This is a genomic window from Streptomyces plumbidurans (assembly GCF_019857225.1).
Lineage (GTDB): Bacteria > Actinomycetota > Actinomycetes > Streptomycetales > Streptomycetaceae > Streptomyces > Streptomyces plumbidurans.
In genome coordinates, this window is the sequence record NZ_JAFJSY010000050.1 from 21,080 (window position 1) to 43,899 (window position 22,820).

Genomic DNA, 22,820 nt, shown 5'->3' on the forward strand with positions numbered 1-22,820 from the left:
TGTTGCCCGGAGGTTAACGACAACACTCCGCTCACATCAAGGGTTCGGCGCCATCTGAAGCTCTCGTCGAGGTCTCCAAGCGTCATACGTGCAGCTCAATGGCGTGAAGACCGCCGAAATAAGTCTCGCACGGAGGGCTGGACTGCTTCGGCCAGCTGTTGTTATCGTTAACGCACTTGGTGAAACCCAGCGAGGAGAAGATGTGCCGTCCGCGTCTCGTTCGTACGACCCCCACCCCAGCTACGAGCCCGTGGACGGGCAGGTGACGGCAGGCTGGCCCGCCGCGGTCGCGGGGCTGCCCACCGGTCCGCTCGTGCTCGCGGTCGACGGTCCCGCCGCGCTGGACTGGAGCGCGCTGGGCGACGGTCTGTCGTCGGCCCTCCGCGCCGCGGGGCGCGAGGTCGAGCCGGTGGACGTACACCGCCACTACGCACCATCGGCCGCCGACCGGATCGCCGCTCGACCCGTCCCTGCTGACGACCCCTTCTTCACCCCCTTGTCCGAGGCGCAGGTCGCGGACCTCTTCGACTCCGCCCCTCGGCCCGAGCGGCCCCAGGGCGACGGCGTGGTGGTGGTGTTCGGGCCGGGCGCGGCACTGTGCGACCCGGACGTGCTGTGGTACGCGGACCTGCCGAAGCGGTACGCCGAGGCCGCCGTCGCCCACGGGCAGCTGCCGGTCGGCGTCAACCTTGGCCGCCCCGACCAACCCGGCGAGTTGGTGCGGTTGTTCTACACCGACTGGCCCGTGCTCGACCGGCACCGGGACGCGCACGTGACGCGCGTCGAGCGGTGGATCGACATGCAGGACGCGGCCACGCCCGCCTCACTGGACGGCGCCACGCTGCGCAGCACCCTGGAACACCTGTCCCGCGGACCCGTACGCACCCGCCCCTACTTCAACTCCACGCCGTGGGGCGGCCAGTGGGCGGCGAGCGAACTGGGCTTCACCCCACAGGCCGGCAACACCGCCCTCGGCTACGAACTGATCGCCCCCGAGGCAGGCGTCCTCGTCGGCGAAAAGAACGGGCCGCAGGTCGAGATCCCCTTCCAACTGCTGTGTGTGCTCCACCCGTTGGCCATGCTGGGCGAAGAGGTCCACCGCACCTTCGGCACCTCCTTCCCGATCCGGTTCGACTACCTCGACACGATCGGCGGCGGCAACCTCTCCCTGCACTGCCACCCGCAGGAGCGGTACATGCGGGAGGTGTTCGGCTGGCCCTACACCCAGCACGAGACCTACTACGTCACCGCCAGCGAACCCGGCGCCCAGGTCCTGCTCGGCCTCACCGAGCACGCCGACCTCGACGTCATGCGCCGCCAGGTCGAGGACGCCATCGACCAGGGCACCCCGCTGCCCGTCGAGGACCACGTCCAGACCCACCCGGCCACCGTGGGCCAGCTGTTCATGATCCCCGCGGGCACCCCGCACGCCTCCGGAGCGGGCAACCTGGTGCTGGAGGTGAGCGCGACGCCGTACCTGTACTCCCTGCGCTTCTACGACTGGCTCCGCAAGGACGCCACCGGCGCCTCCCGGCCCTTGCCCTACGAGCACGGCTTCGCCAACCTGGACACCGCACGACGTGGGGAGGACGTGACGAAGGACCTGATCCAGCAGCCGCGCACACTGCGCGCGGGCGACGGCTGGCGCGAGGAGGTCATCGGCGCCCTGCCGGAGATGTTCTACGCGGTGCACCGCCTGGTCGTGGCCCCGGACGCCGACATCGCCGACGACACCGCCGGGCGCTTCCACATCCTCAACGTCGCCGCGGGCCAGGGCGCCGTCATCGAGACCCGCGACGCGGGCCGTCACTTCCTGGCCTTCGCGGAGACCATCACCGTGCCGGCCGCGTCGGGCCCCTACCGCGTCCGCTCGGTGGGCACCGACGAGGTGCACCTCGTCAAGGCCCTGGTGGTCGAGCCGTGACGAGTGCCGTCGCCCGGCGGACCGGTGCGCCGATCCCCGTGCTCGACGTCGGCGGCACCCATGTCACCGCCGCCCTCGTCGATTCCGCAACCGGCCGCCCCGTACCGTCGTCGGTGCTGCGCAGGCCCCTGGGCTCCGACGACGCGGCCACCGACATCCTCGACGCCATCGCCCTGGCGGCACTGGAACTGCCCGCCGAACACCGACGCCGCTGGGGCGTGGCCATGCCGGGTCCCTTCGACTACGACATCGGGGTGGGCCGCTTCGCGGGCGTCGGGAAGTTCGAGTCCCTGTCGGGGGTCGACGTCGGGGTGGGACTGCGCCGGCGGCTCGCCGAGCGGGCCGAGCGGCTGTGCTTCCTCAACGACGCCGACGCCTTCGCCATCGGCGAGTATCACGCCGGGGCCGCCGCGGGCCACGACCGCGTGGTGTGCCTGACGCTGGGCACGGGCGTCGGCTCGTCGTTCCTGCGCGACGGGCTGCCCGTGCACGAAGGCACCCGGGTACCGCCCGGAGGTCATGTGCACCGGCTGACCGTGGACGACCGGCCGTTGGAGGACCTCGTCTCGCGCCGAGCCATTCGTGCCCACTACGCCCGCAGCGCGGCCCTCGCGGATGATGCGGAGCTGCCCGACGTCCACCGGATCGCGGAGTCGGCGAGGAAGGGCGACCCGGCCGCTGCTGAGGCTTTCCGCTACGCTTTCGAAACCCTCGGCCAGGCCCTGGCCCCGTGGATCGACCGCTTCGAGGCAACCGCGGTGGTGATCGGTGGTTCCATGGCCCAGTCGTGGGACTTGATCCACCCTGCGCTCACGGCCGGGTTGGTTCGGACGGGCGGGACCACCGCGCGCGTACTGCCGGCCGGGCAGCCGGCGCAGGCACCGCTGATCGGAGCCGCCCACTGGGCGCAGGACACACCGAGGGCGGCGCCTTGAGGGCTGATCAGGTCCGGGACGCCGCCGGAGACGCAGGAAGGGGAAGGGGCATGACCGCTCGCCGGGGCGGCGGGCCGACCATGCACGACGTCGGGAAGCTCGCGCAGGTCAGTGCCATGACGGTCTCGCGGGTGCTCAAGAACGACCCCGGGGTCTCCGAGGCCACCCGCGAGCGGGTCTTCGCCGCGGTCGACCGTCTCGGCTACCGCCGCAACGAGACCGCGCGCAGTCTGCGGCTCGGCGGCAGCGGGATGATCGGTCTCGTCGTCACCAACCTTGCCAACCCCTTCTATTCGCGTCTCGCGCTCGGGGTCCAGGAAGTCCTCACCGAGCACGGCTTCCGGATGCTGCTCAGCAACACCGGCGAACAGACGGAGCGCGAGCCGGGTCTCGTCAACGGTCTCATCGACCACCGGGTCGAGGGGCTGATCGTCGTCCCCGCCGGCAGCCGCCAGCAGCACCTCGCCGACGCAATGCGTCATGTCCCCGTCGTACTCGCGGCACGGCCGCCGGCCGGACTCGACACCGACTGCGTACTGGTCGAGGACTTCCACGGAGCCCGCGAGGCCACCGCCTGCCTCCTGGCGGAAGGCCACACCCGCATCGCCTTCCTGGGCAATCCGCCCGCGCTGTACACCGGCGCGGAACGCCTGCGCGGGTTCTGGGCCGCGCACGAGGAGAACGGCGTCGAACCCGACAACGCCCTCATCAGGCAGGGCCTCGTCGACACCGCGACGGCCGAGCAGGCGGCCCTCGAACTCCTCGGCCTGCCCGAAGGCCCCACCGCACTGTTCTGCACCAACAACCGCATCAGCCAAGGAGCGATCCGGGCCCTGTACAAGTCGGGGACCACCCTTCCGCTCGCGGGCTTCGACGACTTCGACCTCTCCGACATCCTCGGCCTCCCGCTGACGCTCGTCTCGTACGACGCCGACGAGATCGGCCGACAGGCCGCACGCCTGCTGATCGACCGCCTCGGCCACCGGGACGCCGAACCACCCGCCTCGCGCCGCGTCACGGTCCCCACCCGCGTGATCCGCTACGGCCCGCACCAGCACCCCGGCGAACGCGCCTTCGGCAGCACACCGCCACCCACCACCGCGTAACGACCGCTGGAACAGGCGTTGTTGACGCACCTCCAGCCCTGAGGGCGGGGGTGGTACTGACGGCTGCCCTCCACGGCCCGCAGAAAGGCTGACGATGCAGTTCCCCACCAGCGTCAAGGACCACCCCGTCGTCCAGCAGGCGGTCCGGCGCCTCGACGACCTCGGCGACCCGCGCTACGGCCGGATGCTGGTGCGCTGCCTGGACGACACCCTGGCCCGCACCCTTCACCCCATGCCCGACGGCACCGCGTTCGTGGTGACCGGTACCAGGCGTTGGGCCCGCGCGGCGTGAACGTCTCGAAGAACGCGCCGACTGCGCCCCTGGCAGGGAGATGCCCGTCTGGGCGGCCCGTAGCCTCTCCTTGATCAACCCCGACCTGCGCACCCCGCGCAAGCTCCTCGGCAAGAACCTCCACGCCACCTCCGGGAAGGCCCAGCGCCTCCTCGGCTGTAAACCGCGCCCCATCGAGGACACCATCGCCGAAACCGCGGAAAGTCTCCTCGCCCTCGACAGTGCCTGCGCAGCCTGACCCTCTGGCCTGCGCCGAACCCTTTTGCATAACAAGCGTTATGTCTTGAGGTACGGTGGTCGCATGACGTACCAAGACACAGAGCAGCACGCAGAGCGCGAGAGCACGGACGAGGGTCGCGTCCGCCACCTGGTGGCCGAGATGTACGCGACCGTCTCGGGCCCGGCAGGCCCGCGCGACTGGGCGAGGGACCGTGAAGTGCTGCACCCCGATTGCCGCCTCATGCGGGTCGTGCGCTCCGACCCCGGTCGGCCGCAGCTGGAAGTGCTGACGCTGGACGGGTTCATAGCGGCGGTCACGCCGTTGCTCGAGTCCGCCGACCTGTACGAGATCGAGACCAGCAGCGAGGTCCGGCTCTTCGGCAACATCGGCCATGTGTGGAGCACGTACGAAGGCAAGCGCTCCCCGGACGACGACGCCGAACCGAGCTTTCGCGGCGTGAACTCGATCCAGGTCGATCGCGACGCCGACGGCCGGTGGTGGATCCGCAGCATGCTGTGGGACAACGAGTACGCCTGAGAAGGAGTTGGGTCCGTGTCCACTGCTCTGATCATCGGGGACGTTCAGCGAGGCATTACGCGCAACTACCCGTTCGCCCAGCAGGTCGTGCCGCCGCTCACCGAGCTGCTGCCGCGTGCTCGTGCGGCGGGGGCCCTGGTGGTGTTCGTGCGTTTCGGCTTCCGGGGCAACGGCGCCGACCTACCGGCCGGCATCCCGCTGTTCCGCTCGTTCTTCGACGCCGGAGACGACTTCCACGAGGGAACGCCCGGTACCGAGCTCGATCTTCCGGTCACGGACGAGGACGTGGTGGTGCTGAAGCGCCGTGCCAGCGCGTTCGCGGGCACGGACCTGGATCTCGTACTCCGCGCTCGCGGCGTCACCGGACTCGCGATCGCCGGGGTGGCGACCAGCGCGATGGTCGCCGCCACCTGCTACGACGCGGCGGATCGCGGCTACCACCTGACGGTCCTGCGTGACGGGTGCGGTGACGGCGATCCGGACGTGCACGACTTCTTCATGGACAAGGTCTTCCCAGGACGGGGATTCGAGGTGGTGCCTTGCGCGGTCTGGCCCGGAGGTGGGGCCGGACATGAAGATCGGTGAGGCGTCCCGGGCAAGCGGTGTGAGTGCGAGGTCCTTGCGGCACTACGAGGATGAAGGCCTGATCGTGCCCGGCCGTTGCAGCAATGGATTCCGGGACTACTGCCAGTCGACCGTCGACAGAGTGGTCACCATCCGCTCGCTCCTGGAGTCCGGGCTGCCCGTCCGCTTGATCAGAGAGCTCCTGCCGCACACCGCGGCCGGGTCCAACGACCGTACAGGCGTGGTGTGTTCGGAGTTTCTGCGCGAGGTGGCGAGCTATCGTGACCGGCTCACCGCTCGCATCGCCGTCCTGAACGACCAGCGTGCGGCACTCGACGCGTACTTGCGGGAAGCCCGAGGCCGAGATCTGCAGGATTTCTGACCGTGCCGCTTGACCTTGACGTAAGTGGGAGGTTTCTACGGTCGGTGCATGGACATTGAAGAGCACGGAACTGCTGCACAGACCATGCGGGCGTTGATCCAGCACTCACATCGGGGACCGAAGGACCTGACCCTGGCCACCGATCGATCGCGTCCCACTCCGGCGCCCGGCGAATATCTGATCCGCGTGGGCGCCGCCGGCATCAACTTCGCCGACGTGATGCAGACATACGGAACGTACGGAGGCGGGCCGCAAGCCCCCTACGCGGCCGGCTTCGAGGCCGCGGGCGAAATCATCGAGGTCGGCGCGGAGGTCGAACACCCACTGCCCGTCGGAACCCATGTCGTCGGCGTCGGCCCAGGTGCGTTCGCGCAGTACATGACGATGCCGGCAGCGGGCGTCCTTCCGGTCCCTACCGGCTGGAGCGATGCCGAAGCCCTTGGCATGGTGCTGAATTGGGCGACCGCCTTGGCCGCACTCAAGCCGCTGGGAGACATCAAGAGGGGCGAGGTGGTGCTCGTTCACGCCGCCGCCGGGGGAGTGGGGCAGGCCGCTGTCCGTCTTGCCCGTCACTACGGCGCGCGCGTGATCGCCACGGCGTCGCCGGGCAAGCACGACAGCGTCAGGGCGCTCGGCGCGGAGGCCGTCCTGGACGGTCGCCGCCCCGATCTGGCCGCGGAGATCATGGCTTTGACCGGCGGCGTCGACGTGGTCCTGGAGTCGGTGGGACAGGCCACGTTCGAGGTGAGTCTGTCCGTCGCCAAACCCTTCACCGGACGCGTCGTCGTCTTCGGCGCCGCGTCCGGCGAAACCGAACTCAGCACCCACGACCTGGTCTTCAACCACCAGGTCCAGGTCAAGGGCCTGCACATCGGAGCGCTGGCAGCGGCAGCACCGTCCTGGTACCACTCGTTGCTCGTCGAGATCGAGGCACTGATCGCCGAAGGCGTGTATCCCCCCGGTACGCCGCAGGTGCACGCGCTGACGGATGCACCCGAGGTGCTGCGGCAACTCGAAGCAGGGCTGACCCAGGGCAAGCACGCACTCGATCCCTGGCGCTAGAAACACCACCTATTTGGTTCGCGACCTCCGGTACTCCTCGACCACCAGGTCGGTCAGCTCGGTGACCGACGTCTCCGATGTGTACTTGTCGAAGGTGATCTCGCCGTGCTGAAGCAGGTTGACCCGGTCACAGACCTCGAAGACCTGGGCGTAGTTGTGGGCGATGATGATGACGGAGACCTCGCCGCGGGTCTTGAGGTCGTTGACCAGGTCGAGGATGAGTGCGGCTTCCTTGGCGCCCATCGCGGCCAGGGGCTCGTCGAGAAGGAGGACCTTGGCCTCGGAGTAGACCGAGCGGGCCACGGCGATGGCTTGGCGCTGACCACCGGACAGCTTGGCGACCTCGACGTCGACCGACGGAATGTTCACACCCATCTCGTCCAGGTGCTCCTGGGCGATCTTGCGCATCGCGCGGTTGTTGAGCAGCCGGGTGGGCCGGATCGTCTCCCGGTTCAGGAACATGTTGTGATAGACCGTCAGTTCGTTGACCAGCGCCAGGTCCTGGTACACCGCGTCGATGCCCAGCGAACGGGCATGGTCGACCGACTTGAGTGTCACCTCCTCGCCGTTCAGGAGGATGCGCCCGGCGTCGGGCTGATGAAAACCGCAGAGGATCTTCAACAGGGTTGACTTTCCGGCGCCGTTGTCACCGACCAGGGCGAGCACCTCACCCTTGTTCAGACGCAGGTTCACGTCCCGCAGCGCCGTGACCGCGCCGTAGCCCTTGGCCATGTGCTCCACGGCGAGGGCCGGTGGCGGTGTCTGCTCCGGGGTCTGAGCCGGTGTGGGTGGTGCCGGTGTCGGCGGTGTCGGTGTCTGCCCGGTCGTGTCGCTCATCGGCGGCCTGCCCTTCGCAGTCTGGCCAGGTACACGTTGAGCACCATGGAGAGGATGATCGCCGCACCGAGGATGATGTTGAACGGGTTGGCGTTGATGCCGATGAGGTTGAACCCGTTGCGCAACTCCGCCAGGACGAGCGCGCCGAGCAGCGCCCCGACGACCGTTCCCGAGCCGCCCGCCAGCGCCGTACCGCCGATGACCGCGGCGGAGACGGCGGTGAACATCGGGGAAGCACCGTCCGCACCCGCGGAGGTCGGGTCGATCGAGTCGACGCGGAAGGCCTCCAGGATGCCGGCGAAGGCCCCGAGGGCGCTGGTGACCATGAAGTTGCCGCATTTGATGCGGCCGGTCCTGATGCCGGCCTCGCTCGCGCCGAGCGGGTTGCCGCCGGTGGCGATCGTGTAAAGGCCCCAGCGGGAGCGGGTGAGCACGACGTGGAAGTACGCGACGATGATCAGGCACCAGATCAGTTCCGACCAGTCCGCCTGCCCGAACCAGCCGCGCACCCCGTGCGCCGCCTCGGGGATCTGTGCCGGGTACGCGTGCGACGTGGTCAGCATGATGCCGAGGATGAGGAAGAGCATGCCGAGCGTGGCGACGAACGACGGCACCTTGAGCACGACCACCACGAAGCCGTTGACGAGACCGATGACGGCGCCGGCCAGTATCGAGCCGATGATCGCCACGATCGGGTACGTGCCGTAGTAGTCGATCATGTAGTGCATCAGGAACGGCGACAGCGCGAAGACTGCGCCCACCGACAGATCGATCTCTCCGCTGACCAGCAGCAGCACCATGCCCGCCGCGATGATCGCGTAAGGGGCCGTCTGCTGCGAGAGGTTGACCAGGTTGTTGCGGGCAAGGAAGTCGGAGTTGTTGGACCAGAAGTACAGCAGCAGACCCACCGCGACGATGAAGATGGTGGCCTCGCGGCGGATCACGAACGCCTCGTAGACCAGGCGCAGCGGGCCGTGCCGCCTCACCAGCGGGGTGCCGGCCGTGGTGGTCTTCCCGTCGATCGCGTCCTGCACGGTCCGCTCGCTCATGCGTGCGCGATCGGGCCGGAGCGCTTGATCAGCTGCTGCTTCGTGCTGGAGCCCTCGTACCGGGTCTTGGTCTGCAGATAGGGGCTGACGTTGTCCTTGGTCACGAAGAGCAGGCCGGTGTCGGTGACGCTCGGGATCACCAGCCCACCGGACAGCTTGTACATCCACAGGTAGAGCACGCTCAAGAAGCCCTGCAGATAGGGTTGTTGGTCGATGGTGAAGTCGAGGTCGCCCGCCTTGATCGCGGTGAGGGTGTTCGGGTTCAGGTCGAAACCGCCCGCGACCACGTTCTTCTTCTTCAGGCCGTACTTCTTCACGACCTTGCCGACGCTCTCCGTCGAGCCCGCGTCGACCGCGAACAGGCCCTTGAGGTCCTTGTGTCCGCTGACGTACGCGTCGATGGTCGACAGCTCCTGCGGAAGCTCCGCGCCGCTGGCGACCGACTTGAAGTTGATCGACTTGCCGGATGCCTTGATCGCGTCGGTGGCCCCGTCGATGCGCGGCTGGATGTTGAGCGCGCCGGGGGTGGCGATGAATCCGACCGCGTCTCCGCCGGAAGGCATCAACGAGGCGATACGGCGGCCCAGTTCGACCCCGGACTGGTAGAGGTCCTGCCCGACGTAACAGAGCCGACTCGTCCCCGGATCGCCTTTCGCCCCGTCCGCGTTGTACGAGATGGTCGGAATTCCGGCGTCCAGGGCTTTGGCGACGGGCGACTTGAAGGCGTTCTTGTCGACGACCGCCAGCGCGATGCCGTCGGCCTTCGCGGAAACGGCCGAGCTCATGGCGCTGACCATTTCCGGAACGCTCGAATCTTTCGAACCGGTCCACTGGAACGAGGCACCCAGAAGCGCGCAGGCGTCCGACGCGCCGTATTGCGTCGGAGTGAAGAACGGATTGGTCGTGACGTGGTTGACGAACACGAACTTCCACTTCGGCGTCTGTGGGAAGTCGCCGACGCCGTTGCCCGATTTGTTGTTGTCGCTCTTGTTGTCGGCTGAACAGGCGGACAGCAGGGCAGCCGCCGCGGCCGAGGCGCTCAGCATTCCCGCGCCGCTCAACAGCCGCCGCCTGGCCAGCCCGTTCAGGCTGAGCGTGTCGACGGCCTCTTCCACCTGCGGATCGATCTTCTTCATGATCACTCCGGCCCGCTCGGCCCACGCTGCCCGGTATTTCGAACGGCGTTCGGCATAATTGGTGGGGCTGAAAGTAGAACCGGCCTGATAGGCCGTCAAGGCCCCCAGTCGGCTACGGTTTCGTCAAGATCTGTACGTGAATCGTCAGCCCTGCCCCACCTGCGTCGGCGCCGGCGTAGCCACCGGTCAGGTGCTGCCTTTCGCCTCCGGATAGTGCCGGCGGAGCACCGAAAGACCGATCGCCGCACGCCGTACGCGCTCGCGCGCGGTCGCCACGGCCACGTCGGCAAGGTGCGCTCCGGACGGATACAGCGATGGCGCGTTTCGTACCGTGAACTTGAGATGGACAGGAGCGGCCACGCGCACCAGGGCCGGGATGTCGTAGTACCGGACCACACCGCCGAATTCGTCGGCCCCCTCCACGTAGACGTCGAGCGGCGTGTCGACGGCGTGCCGGATCGCCGCCATCTGGGCCAGGGTGAGATCGATCGGCAGGTTGATCGTGGTGACCCCGAGGTCCTCAAGGACACGGGCGGACGCCGGATTGGCCGTAGGCATCGATACCGACGCCTTGATGCCCAGGTCCGGCGGCAGATCGCCGGCCTCTCGCATGCGGCCGAGGACCCACAGCTGGCCGATGTCGGCCACGAGCACGCTGCGCACGCCGAGGTCGCAGCCCCGGATGACGTCCTCGACCCCGTACGCCAGCTGGTCGGCGCCGCGCAGCACCGCCGCCGCACCGCCACCCGCCGCGGACGCGGCCTGGACACCGATGTCCCAACCGCCGCGTGGACCCACGAACAGGCAGATCTCCAGGTCGTGTTCGCGGCCGAGCGCCACCATCTGCTCGATCTCCGAGTCGGTCAGGAGCATCATGCCGCTGCCCTGGCTGATCCGATGGATGCGGATCCCGTGCCGCTCGGCCTCGCCCACCACCGCCTGCAACGGTCCCGGACCCTCGACCGACGGGATCTCCACCCGGTACTGCGCGCCATCCGGAAACCGCTTCTCCGAATCGGGCAACTCCCCGAGGTCCCGCTCCGGCAGCCCCAACGCCGACAGCGACCGCCGCGACCTTTCCATGCCGTCCATCGGGACCTTCTTCCGATCGATATGTCGAACCCTGTTCGACATCACTGCGCTTGGACGGTAGGCAGCGAGCGATGAGCCGTCAACGGCAGAGGGAGGCATTCGCTGCGCGGGGGCTCGGGCTTCAGTGGACCGGAGGGGTTGGCTGGTGTTGTTGCTTCACCAGTACGGCGCGGGTGTACAGCAGGTGGAAACCGTGGCGTTGCACGTTCTGCTGGGACCTGGAACCCGGTTGGGTGGTCACTACGGCGATGTCGCAGCCGGCGGCCGCGGCGTCGGCGAGACGGGTCGCGAGCAGGGCCGTCTGTACGCCGTGGCGACGGTGCGCGGGGGCGGTCGCCGCTCCGGTGAGCTGCGCGACGCCGTCCGCTGTACGAAGGCTGCCGCCGCCGGCTGCGGTGCCGTCGCTCAGGGCGATGTAGTGCACCACTCCGGCCGCGGCGAAGTCCCGTTCGGCGTTCGCCAGCACGTGTCGTGGGAAGTCCTCGTGCGCGGGGACGCCTTGGGCGTCGGGATGCGCGAAACCCTCGGCCACGACGTCCAGCCAGGTGTCGAATTCGTCGTCACGGCACTTCCGGACCTCGATTCCCGGGTGAGCCACCGCTTGGCGCGGACCGTCGAGGGCGAGTCCGAGCACGTTCTCGAACGAGGTCAGCCGGTATCCGCGCTCCGTCAGCAAGGCGCCGATCCCGGGGTCGGCCAGCGCCGACACCTCCGCCTGCACCGGGGCACCGCGCTCGGCGAAGGCCCGCTCGATGTCGTCGAGCGAGGCCGCGTCGGGCACACCGTCGAACCCGAGTCCGGCGACCTTGTTGAAAGGGGAGCCGTCCTCGGCGAACGTGGCCACGGCACCGCCCAGCGGCAGCACGAATCCGCCGTTGTCCGCTCGGCGCCGGCAGGCGGCCTCCGTCGCCGCGGCCATCAGCTGAACCTCGACGCGTTCGATGCGCTGCGCCAGGGCGAGGTCGCAGAAAAGCGGCGACCGGGTCATGTGCGCCCGCATCTTGTTTCCTGGCTCATGCTCGGAGGCTAGTCGCCGTCTCCCGCGCCGAAGCAGCAAATTTCCTTCTGGTTCGAGGAGCGGGCCCGGCACGCGCTGGGCGGTGCGGGGCGTTGCTGACGTAGGACACGCACGGTTCTGCGTTCGCGGCCGTGGATGCCGTGGATGCCGTGGATGCCGTGGGCGCCGTGGGCGCCGTGGGCGCTCTCCCGCACCGCCCCGGATGCAGGGTGTTGGGCCTGCCGGGCTCCCGGGGCGGTGTGGAGGAGGCCTACGCTGCGGTGCGGCCGGCGTCGGCGGCGATGGTGGCGCCGGTGAGGTAGGCGGAGCGGTCCGTGGCCAAGAAGAGGATCACCTCCGCGATCTCGCGCGGGGTGGCGAGCCGACCCAGGATGGTCGTCTTGGCGAACTGCTCGGCTCCCTCCTCGCCCACCGTGGCGAGCACCATGTCGGTGCGGGTGGGGCCGGGGGCGACGGTGTTGACGCGGACTCCGGCAGGGCTGAACTCGGTCGCCCAGGTGCGAGTCAGCGATTCCAGCGCCGCCTTCGTCGCGCTGTAGAGGGAAAGCCCGGGCACACCGATCCGGGCGGCCATGGTGCTGATGTTGACGATGCTGCCGGCACCCTTGGCGATCATGGCCGGGGCCAGTGCCGCGGTCAGGAAGTACGGTGCGCGGATGTTGGCCGCGAGCGTGGTGTCGAAGGTGTCGACGTCCTGGTCGACGGTCGGGGCGCCGGGGAAGATCGCCGCGTTGTTGACCAGTACGTCCACGTCACCTGCCGTCTCGGCGAGACGGCGCAGCGAGGCCAGGTCGGTGAGATCGGCGGCGACGAAGCGGGCCCGGCCCCCGGCGTCCGTGATGGAGCGCACGGTCGCCTCGCCGCGTCCTGTGTTGCGGCCGGAGACGATGACCTCGGCGCCCTGGGCGGCCAGCAGTCGGGCTGTCTCGCTGCCGATGCCGCCGGTCCCGCCGGTGACGAGGACGCGCTTGTTGCTGAGTTCCATGCTCGGTCCTTCCAGAGATTCAGCCCGGGCCAGACATTCAGCCCGTGGACTGGGTTGCATGACCCACAATGCTCACTGAAAAATGGGTTGTCCAATCCAAAATCTGCTAGCCTGTCCAGCATGGAAACCCGTACAGAGGCACGGCGGCCGGAGCGCAAACTGACCCGCAAGGGCGAGCAGACACGCCGAAGGATCGTCGCGGCGGCCGCGCAGCTCATGTACGAACGGGGCGTGACGGAGGCGACCCTCGAAGACGTGCGGGCCGCGGCCGGGGTGAGCGGCTCGCAGGTCTACCACTACTTCGCCGACAAGCAGGAACTGCTACTGGCGGTGATCGAGTACCAGACCCAGTCGGTACTGGACATGCAGCAGCCGCTGTTCGCCGACCTGGACACGATGGAGGGTCTACGGCGCTGGCGGGACGCCCTGGTCGAGTACCAGTTGCGCCTGCAGTGCCGCGGCGGCTGCCCGATTGGCTCCCTCGGCAGCGAGGTGGCCGAGACGAACCCGGAGGCCCGGCTCGCAGCCGCCACCGGCTTCGTGCGCTGGGAGGCCGCCATCCGCTCCGGCCTGCAGGCCATGCACGACCGCGGCGAACTCGACGCCGACCCCGAAGACCTCGCTCTCGCCACCCTCGCCGCGCTCCAGGGCGGCCTTCTGCTGACCCAACTTCAGCGTGAGGTACGTCCGTTGGAGGTGGCCCTGGACGCGATGCTCGCGCATATCGCATCGCGCAGGGTTAGTTCTTGACGTCGTATGGTGGCGTCACCGTTGCCACCTCGGCCTTGGCTGCAAGCTCGTTGTCGACGCGGCGCGGCCAATTCGCTCTGCCCGCCGTTTCGGTACCGTGACCTCGCATGACCGACACCGAGATCGACACCGAGATCGAGATCACCGCAGACCTGGTCCGCGACCTGCTGAAGGATCAGCATCCAGACCTTGCCGGGCTCGCCATTCGTGAGGTGGCGGGAGGTTGGGGCAATCAAATGTGGCGTCTCGGGGACGAGTTGGCCGTACGCATGCAACGTATGGACCCCACGCCGGAGCTCCAGCTCAAGGAGCGGCGGTGGCTCCCGGTGTTGGCCCCGCGGCTGCCGCTTCCGGTGCCGACGCCGGTGCGGTTCGGTGAACCGTCCGCGCGCTTCCCCAAGCACTGGACCGTCATGACATGGGTCCCCGGCGAACCGCTGGACCACGGCTCGATCAGCCGCGGCACCCACGCGGCCGACACGCTGGCGGGTTTCCTCCGGGCACTGCACGTGGAGGCGCCCGCCGATGCACCGATCGCGACGGACCGCGGGGGTCATCCCCGGGACTGCACAGACGGCTTCGAGAACCTCTTGCGCTCCGTCGCCCCCGACGATGTCGTCGCCCCAGACGATTACGCAGCCGGGGTCCGGGCCGTCTGGGACGACGCCGTTGCGGCCGACGCATGGGAGGACCCGCCGGTCTGGGTGCACGGCGACCTCCATCCCGCGAACGTCGTCGTCTCGGACGGAACGCTCTGCGGCATCGTCGACTTCGGCGATATATTCGCCGGCGATCCGGCGTGGGACCTCGCCGCCGCATGGGTCCTGCTGCCGGCGGGCACGGCCTCACGCTTCTTCGACGCCTACGGCCATGCAGACGAGGCGGCGATCCGGCGTGCCCGCGGACTGGCCGCGATGAAAAGCCTGTTCCTGATACTCATGGGGCAGAACGGAGACCGAGGGCTCCCCGGCGGCAAGCCGCACTGGGGGCCTGTGGGTTGGGCTGCGCTCGACCGAGTTCTGAAGGGCGTGTAGGTCACTCGTGGTGCGTGCTGGCGGAACCACCACGGAGGGTGCTGCCGCAGGGAGGGCCGCTTCAGCAATCCAGGTGAAAGCGGCTGTCGTTGAGCCGGTCAGACCACGGCGACTGCGTCGATCTCGACGAGGAAGCCGGGGCCCAGGCCGGCTACGACATGGACCGTGATGGCTGGCGGTGGGTCGTCCCGGTTCCACACTTCCTGGAAGGCGGCCACGCCCTCTTCGAACGTCCGGCCCTCCACCACGGCGATGGTCCAGTGGACGATGTTCGCCAGACTGGCCCCCTCGCTCTCCAGGATGGTCGCGAGGTTTCGGAACGCCTGCTTGGCTTGCTCGCCGACTGTCGGGCCGACGACCTTGCCCTCGGCGTCGACGCCGTTCTGCCCTCCGATGTAGATCGTCTTCGCGGGCTGTTCGACCACGACGGCCTGACTGAAGGCCGGGCTGCGATGCAGCCCATCGGGGTTGATGTGCCGCACGCTCCGCAGGCGCGACAAAGCGTTTGGCGGACCGTGATGACCACTGCTACGTTTCCGGTGGCCGTGCGAGTGAGTGAGGAGGTGGTACCCGTGAACGTATCGACATGGGTGCTCTCCTCTGGAGCCACGGTCGGGCGATAGGTCGTCGTCCGGGAGCGCCGTTCAGCGCACTCCCGAAAGGCACGACCATGCACTTCACTTCAGAACGGCGTCTCGACGGCGGTGTCGTAGAGCGCGAATTCACCCTCGGCGAGATCCCCGGAATTTTGTGGACTCCCGCATCCGCCTCGGCGTCCGCACCGGTCCCGTTGATCCTGCTCGGCCACCCCACGCTCGGGCTGCGCAAGATGTACCCCCGGCTGGTGGGGCGGGCCCGGCACGCCGCGGCGGACGGGATCGCCACGGCCACCATCGAGCTCCCCGGCTGTGGCGAACGGCCCCGGTGGGAGGCGGCCGAACAAGCCCGCGCCGACCTGCGCCGGGCGAAGCAGGCCGACGAGCCGATCAGCGACGAGCTCATCGACGCCCTCATCCTCCCGCTCGTCGACAGGGCGGTCCCGGAATGGCAGGCCGCCCTGGACGCTCTACTTGAACTGCCCGAGATCGGGGGGCCAGTTGGTTACTCAGGGGGCGTGATCTCCATCGGCATCCGGCTGGCGTTGGTCGAGCCGCGCATCACGGCCGCCGGTCTGTTCGCCGGGAGTTTCGTGCCGCGCGCCATGTTCGAGGAGGCCCGCCGGGTCACCATTCCGCTGCACGTCCTGCTGCAGTGGGACGACGAGGGAAACGACCGACAGGCGGCCCTGGACCTGTTCGACGCCTTCGGCTCCAAGGAGAAGTCCCTGCACGCCAATATGGGCGGCCACACCGGGGTCCCGCAGTTCGCGGGGGAGGACGCGGCCGGGTTTTTCACTCGACATCTGAAGTGAGGCCAGGGCTACCGGGGTGGTAATCCGCGCTGACCAGGATGCCGCTCGCCGGAGCGTCCGCGCTCGTCTGCTGCTTGTGACGCGGTTCCCTGCCGAACTCTGTGCTCGGTGGGGGACCGCGGTAGGACCTCTTACCGGGGGATCCGTCGCTCGTCCGCCTTGAGACCGCGGAGCGTCCAAAGCCCGTAGAGCGCCAGCAGGGGTTTGATGAGCAGCCACTCGCCAGGGCGGTAATCGTCGGCGCGCACAAGCTTTTCAGCAAGGTCGGGGCGCTGCCGCCGCAAGTAGGCGCGGGCCTTGAGTGCGTGGGCCGGCTGGGAGGCGATCTTGATGCGGTCGACATCCTCAAGCAGTGGGATTACGTTCGTGATGTTCTCCCAAGTCGTCGTGCTCTGCTCTTCCAAGAGCACCGTGCCGTCGAACTCCAGCACCGACTTCGCGTAGTCAGCCATCAACTGGGCCTCCGTAGCCCCGTCTCCGGTCGTACCGCCGCTGAAAATCACGCGCGTTCCGTAAGCACCGTCAGCAATGGCGGAGCGAATGCTGGCACGGACTCGCCACCGGTTGATGACGTTCACCGTCGCTTGGGGGTTTCGGAAACCCAGCACGACCACGGCGTCGACGGCGCCCCTGCTGTGCCCCACGAGGGCTTGAGACCAGCGCCAGTTCAACCACTCGCCCCAGGCAAGGGCCATGGCCCCTGCTATCGCCAGTCCCGTCCGTCGCCGCATGCGATCGACTCTAGGGCAGCTCGCTCAGCAGCCGTGCGTTGCGGATACCTCCTTTCAACTCCTACTCCAACTCTGAGCCGAGTTCTCGTCCCACCAGCCGCTCACGGGTGCTGGTATCGGCCGGCCCCCATGGCGCGCTCGAACATGCCCGTGGCCTCCGGCAGCACACTCAGGGTGTTCGTGTAGATCAGGCGCCGGCGCCCGGGCCGGCGGAGTTCGCCCACACGGCAGTCAAGATGCCCGCGGTGATCTCCGCGCGGTGAGGATCTCCCTCAGGAGCCGGATGCACCTGCCCCATGTAATCGCCATCGATAACCGCGCGAGCGACCACCTCACGCGATCCGATACGCCCACTCGAAAAATCCGGCGACGTCGACGGCCGGCCCCGGGATACTGATCACCCATGGATGAGGTCAAGGTCGTCGTAGCCCATTCCGAGCGGGCGACCCTGCGGGTCGGCGACGTGTTTCTGAAGGTGGACGCCGATCAGGCGCGCATCGATGGGGAGGTCGAGGCGATGGCCCTGGCGCCGGTGCCGACGCCGGAGGTGCTGTGGCGCAAACCGCCCGTGCTCGCACTTTCCGCGGTGCCCGGGAGGGCGCTGGGCGTGCTGGGCGAGCCGTCGACCGCGTCGCCGGCGGCGTGGGCGGCGGCGGGGGCCGCCATCCGAACGTTGCACGGCGCACCGCTGCCGCCCAGGCGTGGCCGGGCTGGGGAGAGTCGCGACAACTTGGCGGCGGAACTCGATGTCGAGTGCGAGTGGCTCGTGGCGAACGGCGCCCTGCCCGCCGACCTGGTGACTCGCAACCGTCAGATCGCCGAGGCCGTGTTCCGGCCGTGGACTCCGGTGTTCACGCACGGCGACCTGCAGATCACTCACGTGTTCGTCGACGACGACGATGAGGTCACAGGCATCATCGACTGGTCCGAAGCGGGGCATGGCGATGCCCTGTTCGACCTCGCCATCTTGACGCTCGGCCACGAGGAGCACCTCGGCGACGTCATCGCCGGCTACGGCACCGACGTCGACCTCGACGTGATCCGGGCATGGTGGTCGCTGCGCAGCCTGCTGGCGACTCGCTGGCTCGTCGAGCACGGCTTCGACCCGTTCGCGCCGGGCTGCGAAGTCGACGTGCTGAGAGCTCGCATGTGACATCGCGCTGGTTCACGCTCGGATACGTCGGCCACGGCACAAGACTGTTTGGAGGCCCAAGTGACATGGTCCGAACGCATGGTGGTGCGAGACGGTGTGCGTCTTGCCTGCCGGGACTGGGGCCGGTCCAAACACCAGCAGTCCATCGTGTTGCTGCACGGCCTGGCCGGTCACGCGGGTGAATGGGACGTGCTGGCACGGATGTTGAGCTCCAGGTATCGGGTGGTCGCCGTCGACCAGCGCGGGCACGGCGCCAGCGAGCGGCTGCCGAAGGACGTGTCTAGAGCCGCCTACGTCACCGACGTCATCGCCGTTGTCGATCAACTGGCATTGCAGCGGCCCGTTTTGGTAGGCCAGTCGCTGGGCGGACACACGGCCATGCTCGCCGCTGCCGCACATCCCGATGTCGTCCGTGCTCTCGCGCTCGTCGAGGCAAGCCCTGGCGGTCCAAACCGGAACGGCCCCCTCGACATTGGCAGATGGCTCGACTCATGGCCGACACCGTTCCCTTCACGCGAAGCCGCAGTCGCATTCCACGGCGGCGGCGGAGGAGGACCGGTCGGTGAAGGCTGGGCAGCCGGACTGGAAGAACGTGACGGCGGATTGTGGCCCCGCTTCAACAGGGATGTGATGGTCAACTCGCTTGCAGAGAACGCCCAGCGTTCCTTTCGGCGCGAGTGGGCACAGGTTGTCTGCCCCACTCTGGTCGTCCTCGCCGAATCCAGCTTCACTCCGACGTCGGCCCGTTACGGATCTGGACGTGTGACCATGCTGGTGGAAGAGGGCGACGGCACCGTCGACGTCCAGACCACCCGGTTTTCCGCGCACACCTGGGAGAGGGATGGAGCCCGGACGGTTTGAAGAGATGTCCCATGCCGCAGAGCTTCGGTCCCGTCTGCGACACGTGTACTGGATCGGTGGCGGGAGCGGGGCAGGCAAATCGACAATCGCCCGCCGACTCGCCGACCGCTACGGTTGGCGCCTCTGCGCAACCGACGACGTGATGGGGGATCACGCGAGGCGGACCACACCCGAGGAGGCCCCGTTCCTGCACAAATTCATGGCCATGGACATGGACGAGCGCTGGGTGAACCGATCCCCGGACATCATGCTGGAGACATTCCACTGGTTCCGAGGCGAGGGCTTCCGATTGATTGTCGAAGACCTTCTGCGGCTGCCTCCTGAGCCGGAAGTCGTCGTCGAGGGCTTCCGACTGCTGCCGCACCTGGTGAAACCTCTCCTTGCCGCCCCCGAGCACGCGGTCTGGCTCCTGCCCACACCTGATTTCCGCCAGGCCGCATTCCAGAGTCGGGCCATTCCGGGGGAAGGGTTCGTATGGCAGACCAGCGATCCAGAAAAGGCCTGCCGCAATATCGCCGAACGCGACCATTTGTTCACCATGCGCATTCAAAAGGAAGCTGAGTGTCTCGGACTGCGCACCATTCAGGTTGACACGTCGGTGACCGAGGATGATCTCACGGAGCAGGTCACCACAGCATTCGGTCTCGGCGCCGCCGCATAGGGTCGCCTCCATGGTTGACGCAATTTTCGGACACCCGCGCCTCGCCGCCGTCTACGACGCTCTCGACGCGGACCGCAGCGACCTCGACGCGTATCTCGTGATGGCGGGGGAGTTCGGTGCGCGGTCCGTGTTGGACATCGGGTGCGGTACGGGTGTGTTCGCGCTGTTGCTCGCCGAGCGTGGGATCAGGGTCACCGGGATCGATCCCGCGCGAGCGTCCGTCGACGTCGCGCGGGGCAAGCCGGGTGGCGAGCGGGTGCGTTGGCTCGATGGCGATGCCGGCGACCTGCCAACTCTGCAGAGCCGGCAGGTCGACCTGGTGACGATGACCGGGAATGTCGCCCAGGCGATCGTCGATCCGCAGGCGTGGCGTACGACGCTGCGCGGCGCCCACGAGGCGCTGCGGCCGGGCGGTCGGCTGGTCTTCGAGACGCGCGATCCGGCGTACCGAGTGTGGGAGGAATGGGCGCGGTGGACGCGTGAGTCGACGTACCGCGTGACGGACGCACCGGGCGTCGGACGCGTCGAGACCTGGGCCGAGTTGACGGACGTGAGTCTGCCGCTGGTGAGTTTCCGGGACACGCATGTGTTCGCTGCGGACGGAGAGGTACTGATCTCTGAATCGACCCTGCGCTTCCGTGAACGTGCGGAAATCGAGCGGGACTTGCACGAGCACGGGTTCGCCGTCGAGGACGTACGCGACGCGCCGGACCGGCCGGGCAGGGAGTTGATGTTCGTGGCGCGACGTCATACCGCACAGACTTGAGCGCCCATTGCCCATTGCCCAGTGCACTTGGTCGCGAGGAGCGGCCGTGCCGGACAGCCGTGCCGGACAGCCGTGCCGGACGAGGGTCAGGTCGGGATGGTCGGCAGGTCGAGGTCGCCTTTGCGCAGCCGATAGACCTGCAGGGTGAGGCCGTAGTACTTCTGCGTCTCCCCGACCCACTCCATGCCTACGCGCCGCGCGGTCGCCGTACCCCTCGCGTTGCGGGGGCGTACGACGGCGAACACCTCGTCGACGCCTTGGGTGAACGTGTAGTGGGCGACTGCATGGCCGGCTTCCGCGGCCAGCCCCTGGCCCCAGTGCGCAGGCGCCAGCTGCCAGCCGATCTCCAGGTCGATGCCGTCCGGCGGCAGGGGCAGTACGGCGGCTCCGCCGATCAGTTCGCCGCTGTCCGCCAGCTCGACGGCCCAGCGGCCCGCCGGCGCCTCCAGAGTGGAGCACTGGTCGATCCACTGCTTGAGGACCGCCGTCATCGCGGATTCGTCGGCCACGGCCTCCATCGCGGGCGCCAACCACCGGGCAACCTCGCCCTGGCCGTACACGGCGAGAGCTGCGGCCGCGTCCTGCAGCGACCACGGTCGTAGGACGAGCCGGTTGGTGCGGATGCGCCTTCCGTCGACGGTCACGTGGTGCTGTTCGGGCTTGGCCATGTAGGTGACCTCCGGCTGTCGGTTCGGCTTCCCATTCAACACCCGCGACGTGTGCAGGGGCGCATATCCAATAGTGAGGCGACGTCTGCGGACACGCTGTAGATGGTGCATAGATGTACGCGGTCGGTAGTGCCCATACGGAGCCCATGGCCCGCCGTGGGGCCGACGGGTTCACCGTCCTGAAACGCCGTCGGCGACGCCGCGTAGATGCCGCGTCCATGCCGGGACGTTCGGATGAGGGGATTCGAGCCACCGCGGCAGGGTCGCGCGGGAGAATGAGAGGACGAGACGGCATGGGAGACGCTGATGACGGCAGCAGATGATGCTTCGGCCGCGAGCGATCCGGCGGATTTCAACCCCTTGAGCCCCGAGGAGGAGTACGACGAGGACGAGTTCGGCGAGGACATCCTCGACGAGGGGTACTCGCCTCCCGAAAGGCCCGTCGGCGTGTCCGAGTGGGGCCTGACCGCACGCGAAGGGGCCTCCCACGAGGACTTGGCCCACCGGCTGGGGCGCGAGGTCCCCGACTCGCGAGCGGAGGATCAAGGCGACGGACTGGGCGACTCCGTCGACACCGACGGGGAACTCCTCGACGACCAGGTCGGCGACGAGCGCGCGGGCCGCCTGGTCGGCCAGGACGTGGACGGCGACGTGGATTTCGACGACAACACGGCCTGGGACGCCGGTGTCGACGGTGGTGCGGCGTCGGCGGAGGAGGCGGCCGTGCACGTCGTCCCCGAGCGCGACACCGAGTGACAGCAGTGCCGCCGTCCTTGACGGCCCTGGCGAGTACGAGCGGTCAGGGGTGCCCGACGCCTGTTGCTGCGAGGACCCTGGTCGGCGACTAGCATGCGGAGGAGCTGTCCGGGCGTGCGCGAGGCCGTCGAGAGACGGCTCAGTGTCCGGCAGCGACAGGTCGGCCATGCCTCGAACGCCCGCGGCACTGCACCGGAAACGCCGGTCGGCGATCTCCGTACCGGCTCGAACGCCCTTCACAAGAGCATCGTGGACGCGCAGGAGCTGCGCGAAGCCACCTCGTCAGGCCGACGCGGCCCCCGCACCGCCTCCCGCCCGACCGTTCGCCTCCCGTCCGACCGGTAAGGACGCCCAGAAATGACGATCATCTCTCGCGGTTTCCACGGGCGCAGAGCTGCCCCCGGCACAAAGCTCCCGCCGGGCCAGTACGAGACCACCGGCTTCCCCGTGCTGTCGGCAGGCCCCACGCCCCGCGTGCCCCGCGACACCTGGAAGCTGTCCGTCACCACCGAAGTCGGGAAGCGCCATGTCTGGGACTGGTCCGCTCTGACGGCGCTGCCGTCGGACAGCCCGACCGTGGACCTCCATTGCGTCACCAAATGGTCCAAGTTCGGCACGCGCTGGCAAGGGGTCTCCCTGGACGTCCTGCTCGCGGACGTGGAGACCGCGGCGGAGTACGTCCTCGTCTCCTCCCACGGCGGATACACGACGAACCTGCCCCTCGAGGACCTCCTCGACGGCAAGGCGTGGATCGTCTACGGGTACGACGGCGAGGACCTCACCCCTGAGCACGGAGGCCCGGTCCGGCTGCTGGTCCCGCATCTTTATCTGTGGAAGTCCGCCAAGTGGGTCCGCGGCATCGAACTGCACGACGACGACACTCCCGGGTT

The 22,820-nt window shown here is 68.4% G+C and carries 27 protein-coding genes and 1 pseudogene; 18 read left to right on the top strand and 10 right to left on the bottom strand.

Going from position 1 to position 22,820, the window contains the following annotated elements; all coding sequences use genetic code 11:
* Positions 1-202 precede the first annotated feature (202 nt).
* The 9 genes from JYK17_RS27600 to JYK17_RS27640 all read left to right on the top strand — a co-directional run bounded on the left by JYK17_RS27600 (position 203) and on the right by JYK17_RS27640 (position 7,022).
* Complete coding sequence (locus JYK17_RS27600; RefSeq protein WP_234548363.1) at positions 203-1,924, top strand: class I mannose-6-phosphate isomerase; 1,722 nt, start codon at positions 203-205, stop codon at positions 1,922-1,924.
* The gene (locus JYK17_RS27605) at positions 1,921-2,859 is read left to right on the top strand and encodes an ROK family protein (protein ID WP_222811408.1); all 939 of its coding nucleotides are present in this window, start codon (positions 1,921-1,923) and stop codon (positions 2,857-2,859) included. The genes JYK17_RS27600 and JYK17_RS27605 overlap by 4 nt, the downstream gene beginning before the upstream one ends.
* 50 nt (positions 2,860-2,909) lie before the next feature.
* Complete coding sequence (locus JYK17_RS27610) at positions 2,910-3,965, top strand: LacI family DNA-binding transcriptional regulator (protein WP_222811409.1); 1,056 nt, start codon at positions 2,910-2,912, stop codon at positions 3,963-3,965.
* 94 nt (positions 3,966-4,059) lie between these two features.
* Positions 4,060-4,257, top strand: coding sequence for a hypothetical protein (locus JYK17_RS27615; protein ID WP_234548364.1), 198 nt, complete (start codon positions 4,060-4,062; stop codon positions 4,255-4,257).
* Between the two features lie 70 nt (positions 4,258-4,327).
* Positions 4,328-4,495: a hypothetical protein gene (locus JYK17_RS27620; protein ID WP_258198380.1), complete on the top strand. Its 168-nt coding sequence runs from the start codon at positions 4,328-4,330 to the stop codon at positions 4,493-4,495.
* Positions 4,496-4,558: 63 nt separating this feature from the next.
* Positions 4,559-5,014 carry a hypothetical protein gene (locus tag JYK17_RS27625; protein ID WP_108014104.1) on the top strand — a complete coding sequence of 152 codons (456 nt, stop codon included), beginning with the start codon at positions 4,559-4,561 and terminating at the stop codon, positions 5,012-5,014.
* A gap of 15 nt (positions 5,015-5,029) precedes the next feature.
* Positions 5,030-5,599: a cysteine hydrolase family protein gene (locus tag JYK17_RS27630; RefSeq protein WP_128800876.1), complete on the top strand. Its 570-nt coding sequence runs from the start codon at positions 5,030-5,032 to the stop codon at positions 5,597-5,599.
* Positions 5,586-5,960 (top strand): MerR family transcriptional regulator, encoded by a 375-nt coding sequence (locus JYK17_RS27635; RefSeq protein WP_222811410.1) that lies wholly within the window; start codon positions 5,586-5,588, stop codon positions 5,958-5,960. The genes JYK17_RS27630 and JYK17_RS27635 overlap by 14 nt, the downstream gene beginning before the upstream one ends.
* 48 nt (positions 5,961-6,008) lie before the next feature.
* On the top strand, positions 6,009-7,022 hold the full coding sequence (locus JYK17_RS27640) for a zinc-binding dehydrogenase (RefSeq protein ID WP_222811411.1): 1,014 nt from the start codon (positions 6,009-6,011) through the stop codon (positions 7,020-7,022).
* 9 nt (positions 7,023-7,031) lie between these two features.
* On the opposite strand, the gene JYK17_RS27645 is transcribed toward JYK17_RS27640, so the two are convergent.
* The 6 genes from JYK17_RS27645 to JYK17_RS27670 form a co-directional block, all read right to left on the bottom strand.
* Entirely contained in the window at positions 7,032-7,859 is an 828-nt protein-coding gene (locus tag JYK17_RS27645; RefSeq protein WP_234548365.1) for an ATP-binding cassette domain-containing protein, read from the bottom strand.
* A complete protein-coding gene (locus JYK17_RS27650; RefSeq protein WP_181362562.1) occupies positions 7,856-8,908 on the bottom strand; it encodes an ABC transporter permease in 1,053 nt (350 codons plus the stop codon). Before JYK17_RS27650 ends, JYK17_RS27645 begins: the two co-directional genes overlap by 4 nt.
* A complete protein-coding gene (locus JYK17_RS27655) occupies positions 8,905-10,143 on the bottom strand; it encodes a sugar ABC transporter substrate-binding protein (RefSeq protein WP_234548366.1) in 1,239 nt (412 codons plus the stop codon). Before JYK17_RS27655 ends, JYK17_RS27650 begins: the two co-directional genes overlap by 4 nt.
* 87 nt (positions 10,144-10,230) lie before the next feature.
* Positions 10,231-11,097, bottom strand: a complete 867-nt coding sequence (locus JYK17_RS27660) for a U32 family peptidase (RefSeq protein WP_234548367.1) — start codon at positions 11,095-11,097, stop codon at positions 10,231-10,233.
* 160 nt (positions 11,098-11,257) lie between these two features.
* A complete protein-coding gene (locus tag JYK17_RS27665; RefSeq protein WP_234548368.1) occupies positions 11,258-12,124 on the bottom strand; it encodes a GNAT family N-acetyltransferase in 867 nt (288 codons plus the stop codon).
* 280 nt (positions 12,125-12,404) lie between these two features.
* The gene (locus JYK17_RS27670) at positions 12,405-13,139 is read right to left on the bottom strand and encodes an SDR family NAD(P)-dependent oxidoreductase (protein WP_108014098.1); all 735 of its coding nucleotides are present in this window, start codon (positions 13,137-13,139) and stop codon (positions 12,405-12,407) included.
* A gap of 120 nt (positions 13,140-13,259) precedes the next feature.
* Between JYK17_RS27670 and JYK17_RS27675 the strand changes: the two genes are divergently transcribed.
* Both JYK17_RS27675 and JYK17_RS27680 read left to right on the top strand, forming a co-directional pair.
* A complete protein-coding gene (locus tag JYK17_RS27675) occupies positions 13,260-13,889 on the top strand; it encodes a TetR/AcrR family transcriptional regulator (RefSeq protein ID WP_108014097.1) in 630 nt (209 codons plus the stop codon).
* A 107-nt stretch (positions 13,890-13,996) separates the two neighbouring features.
* Positions 13,997-14,923 (top strand): aminoglycoside phosphotransferase family protein, encoded by a 927-nt coding sequence (locus JYK17_RS27680; RefSeq protein WP_222811413.1) that lies wholly within the window; start codon positions 13,997-13,999, stop codon positions 14,921-14,923.
* A gap of 98 nt (positions 14,924-15,021) precedes the next feature.
* Here the strand turns inward: JYK17_RS27680 and JYK17_RS27685 are convergent, their stop codons facing one another.
* Positions 15,022-15,405 carry a RidA family protein gene (locus tag JYK17_RS27685; protein WP_234548369.1) on the bottom strand — a complete coding sequence of 128 codons (384 nt, stop codon included), beginning with the start codon at positions 15,403-15,405 and terminating at the stop codon, positions 15,022-15,024.
* Positions 15,406-15,593: 188 nt separating this feature from the next.
* Here JYK17_RS27685 and JYK17_RS27690 point away from each other — a divergent pair, with 188 nt between their 5' ends.
* Positions 15,594-16,334: an alpha/beta hydrolase gene (locus JYK17_RS27690; protein WP_128800872.1), complete on the top strand. Its 741-nt coding sequence runs from the start codon at positions 15,594-15,596 to the stop codon at positions 16,332-16,334.
* A gap of 131 nt (positions 16,335-16,465) precedes the next feature.
* Here JYK17_RS27690 and JYK17_RS27695 read toward each other — a convergent pair whose 3' ends face one another.
* Both JYK17_RS27695 and JYK17_RS40720 read right to left on the bottom strand, forming a co-directional pair.
* Positions 16,466-17,065 (bottom strand): YdcF family protein, encoded by a 600-nt coding sequence (locus JYK17_RS27695; RefSeq protein WP_222811414.1) that lies wholly within the window; start codon positions 17,063-17,065, stop codon positions 16,466-16,468.
* 64 nt (positions 17,066-17,129) lie between these two features.
* A pseudogene (locus JYK17_RS40720) lies at positions 17,130-17,393 on the bottom strand (hypothetical protein); the annotation flags it as partial.
* 75 nt (positions 17,394-17,468) lie between these two features.
* Here JYK17_RS40720 and JYK17_RS27700 point away from each other — a divergent pair.
* Genes JYK17_RS27700 through JYK17_RS27715 form a run of 4 tightly spaced genes read left to right on the top strand, consistent with a single transcriptional unit; the run spans position 17,469 to position 20,506 of the window.
* Positions 17,469-18,218: an aminoglycoside phosphotransferase family protein gene (locus JYK17_RS27700; protein WP_108014093.1), complete on the top strand. Its 750-nt coding sequence runs from the start codon at positions 17,469-17,471 to the stop codon at positions 18,216-18,218.
* Between the two features lie 60 nt (positions 18,219-18,278).
* The gene (locus JYK17_RS27705; protein WP_108014092.1) at positions 18,279-19,079 is read left to right on the top strand and encodes an alpha/beta fold hydrolase; all 801 of its coding nucleotides are present in this window, start codon (positions 18,279-18,281) and stop codon (positions 19,077-19,079) included.
* Between the two features lie 43 nt (positions 19,080-19,122).
* Positions 19,123-19,740, top strand: coding sequence for a hypothetical protein (locus JYK17_RS27710; protein WP_234548370.1), 618 nt, complete (start codon positions 19,123-19,125; stop codon positions 19,738-19,740).
* Positions 19,741-19,750: 10 nt separating this feature from the next.
* Positions 19,751-20,506: a class I SAM-dependent methyltransferase gene (locus JYK17_RS27715; RefSeq protein WP_128800869.1), complete on the top strand. Its 756-nt coding sequence runs from the start codon at positions 19,751-19,753 to the stop codon at positions 20,504-20,506.
* An 86-nt stretch (positions 20,507-20,592) separates the two neighbouring features.
* Here JYK17_RS27715 and JYK17_RS27720 read toward each other — a convergent pair whose 3' ends face one another.
* Positions 20,593-21,174 carry a GNAT family N-acetyltransferase gene (locus JYK17_RS27720; protein ID WP_108014089.1) on the bottom strand — a complete coding sequence of 194 codons (582 nt, stop codon included), beginning with the start codon at positions 21,172-21,174 and terminating at the stop codon, positions 20,593-20,595.
* 306 nt (positions 21,175-21,480) lie between these two features.
* Between JYK17_RS27720 and JYK17_RS27725 the strand changes: the two genes are divergently transcribed.
* The gene (locus JYK17_RS27725; protein WP_108014088.1) at positions 21,481-21,930 is read left to right on the top strand and encodes a DUF5709 domain-containing protein; all 450 of its coding nucleotides are present in this window, start codon (positions 21,481-21,483) and stop codon (positions 21,928-21,930) included.
* 357 nt (positions 21,931-22,287) lie between these two features.
* A partial coding sequence (locus JYK17_RS27730; RefSeq protein WP_222811415.1) for a molybdopterin-dependent oxidoreductase occupies positions 22,288-22,820 on the top strand: 533 nt, incomplete at its 3' end.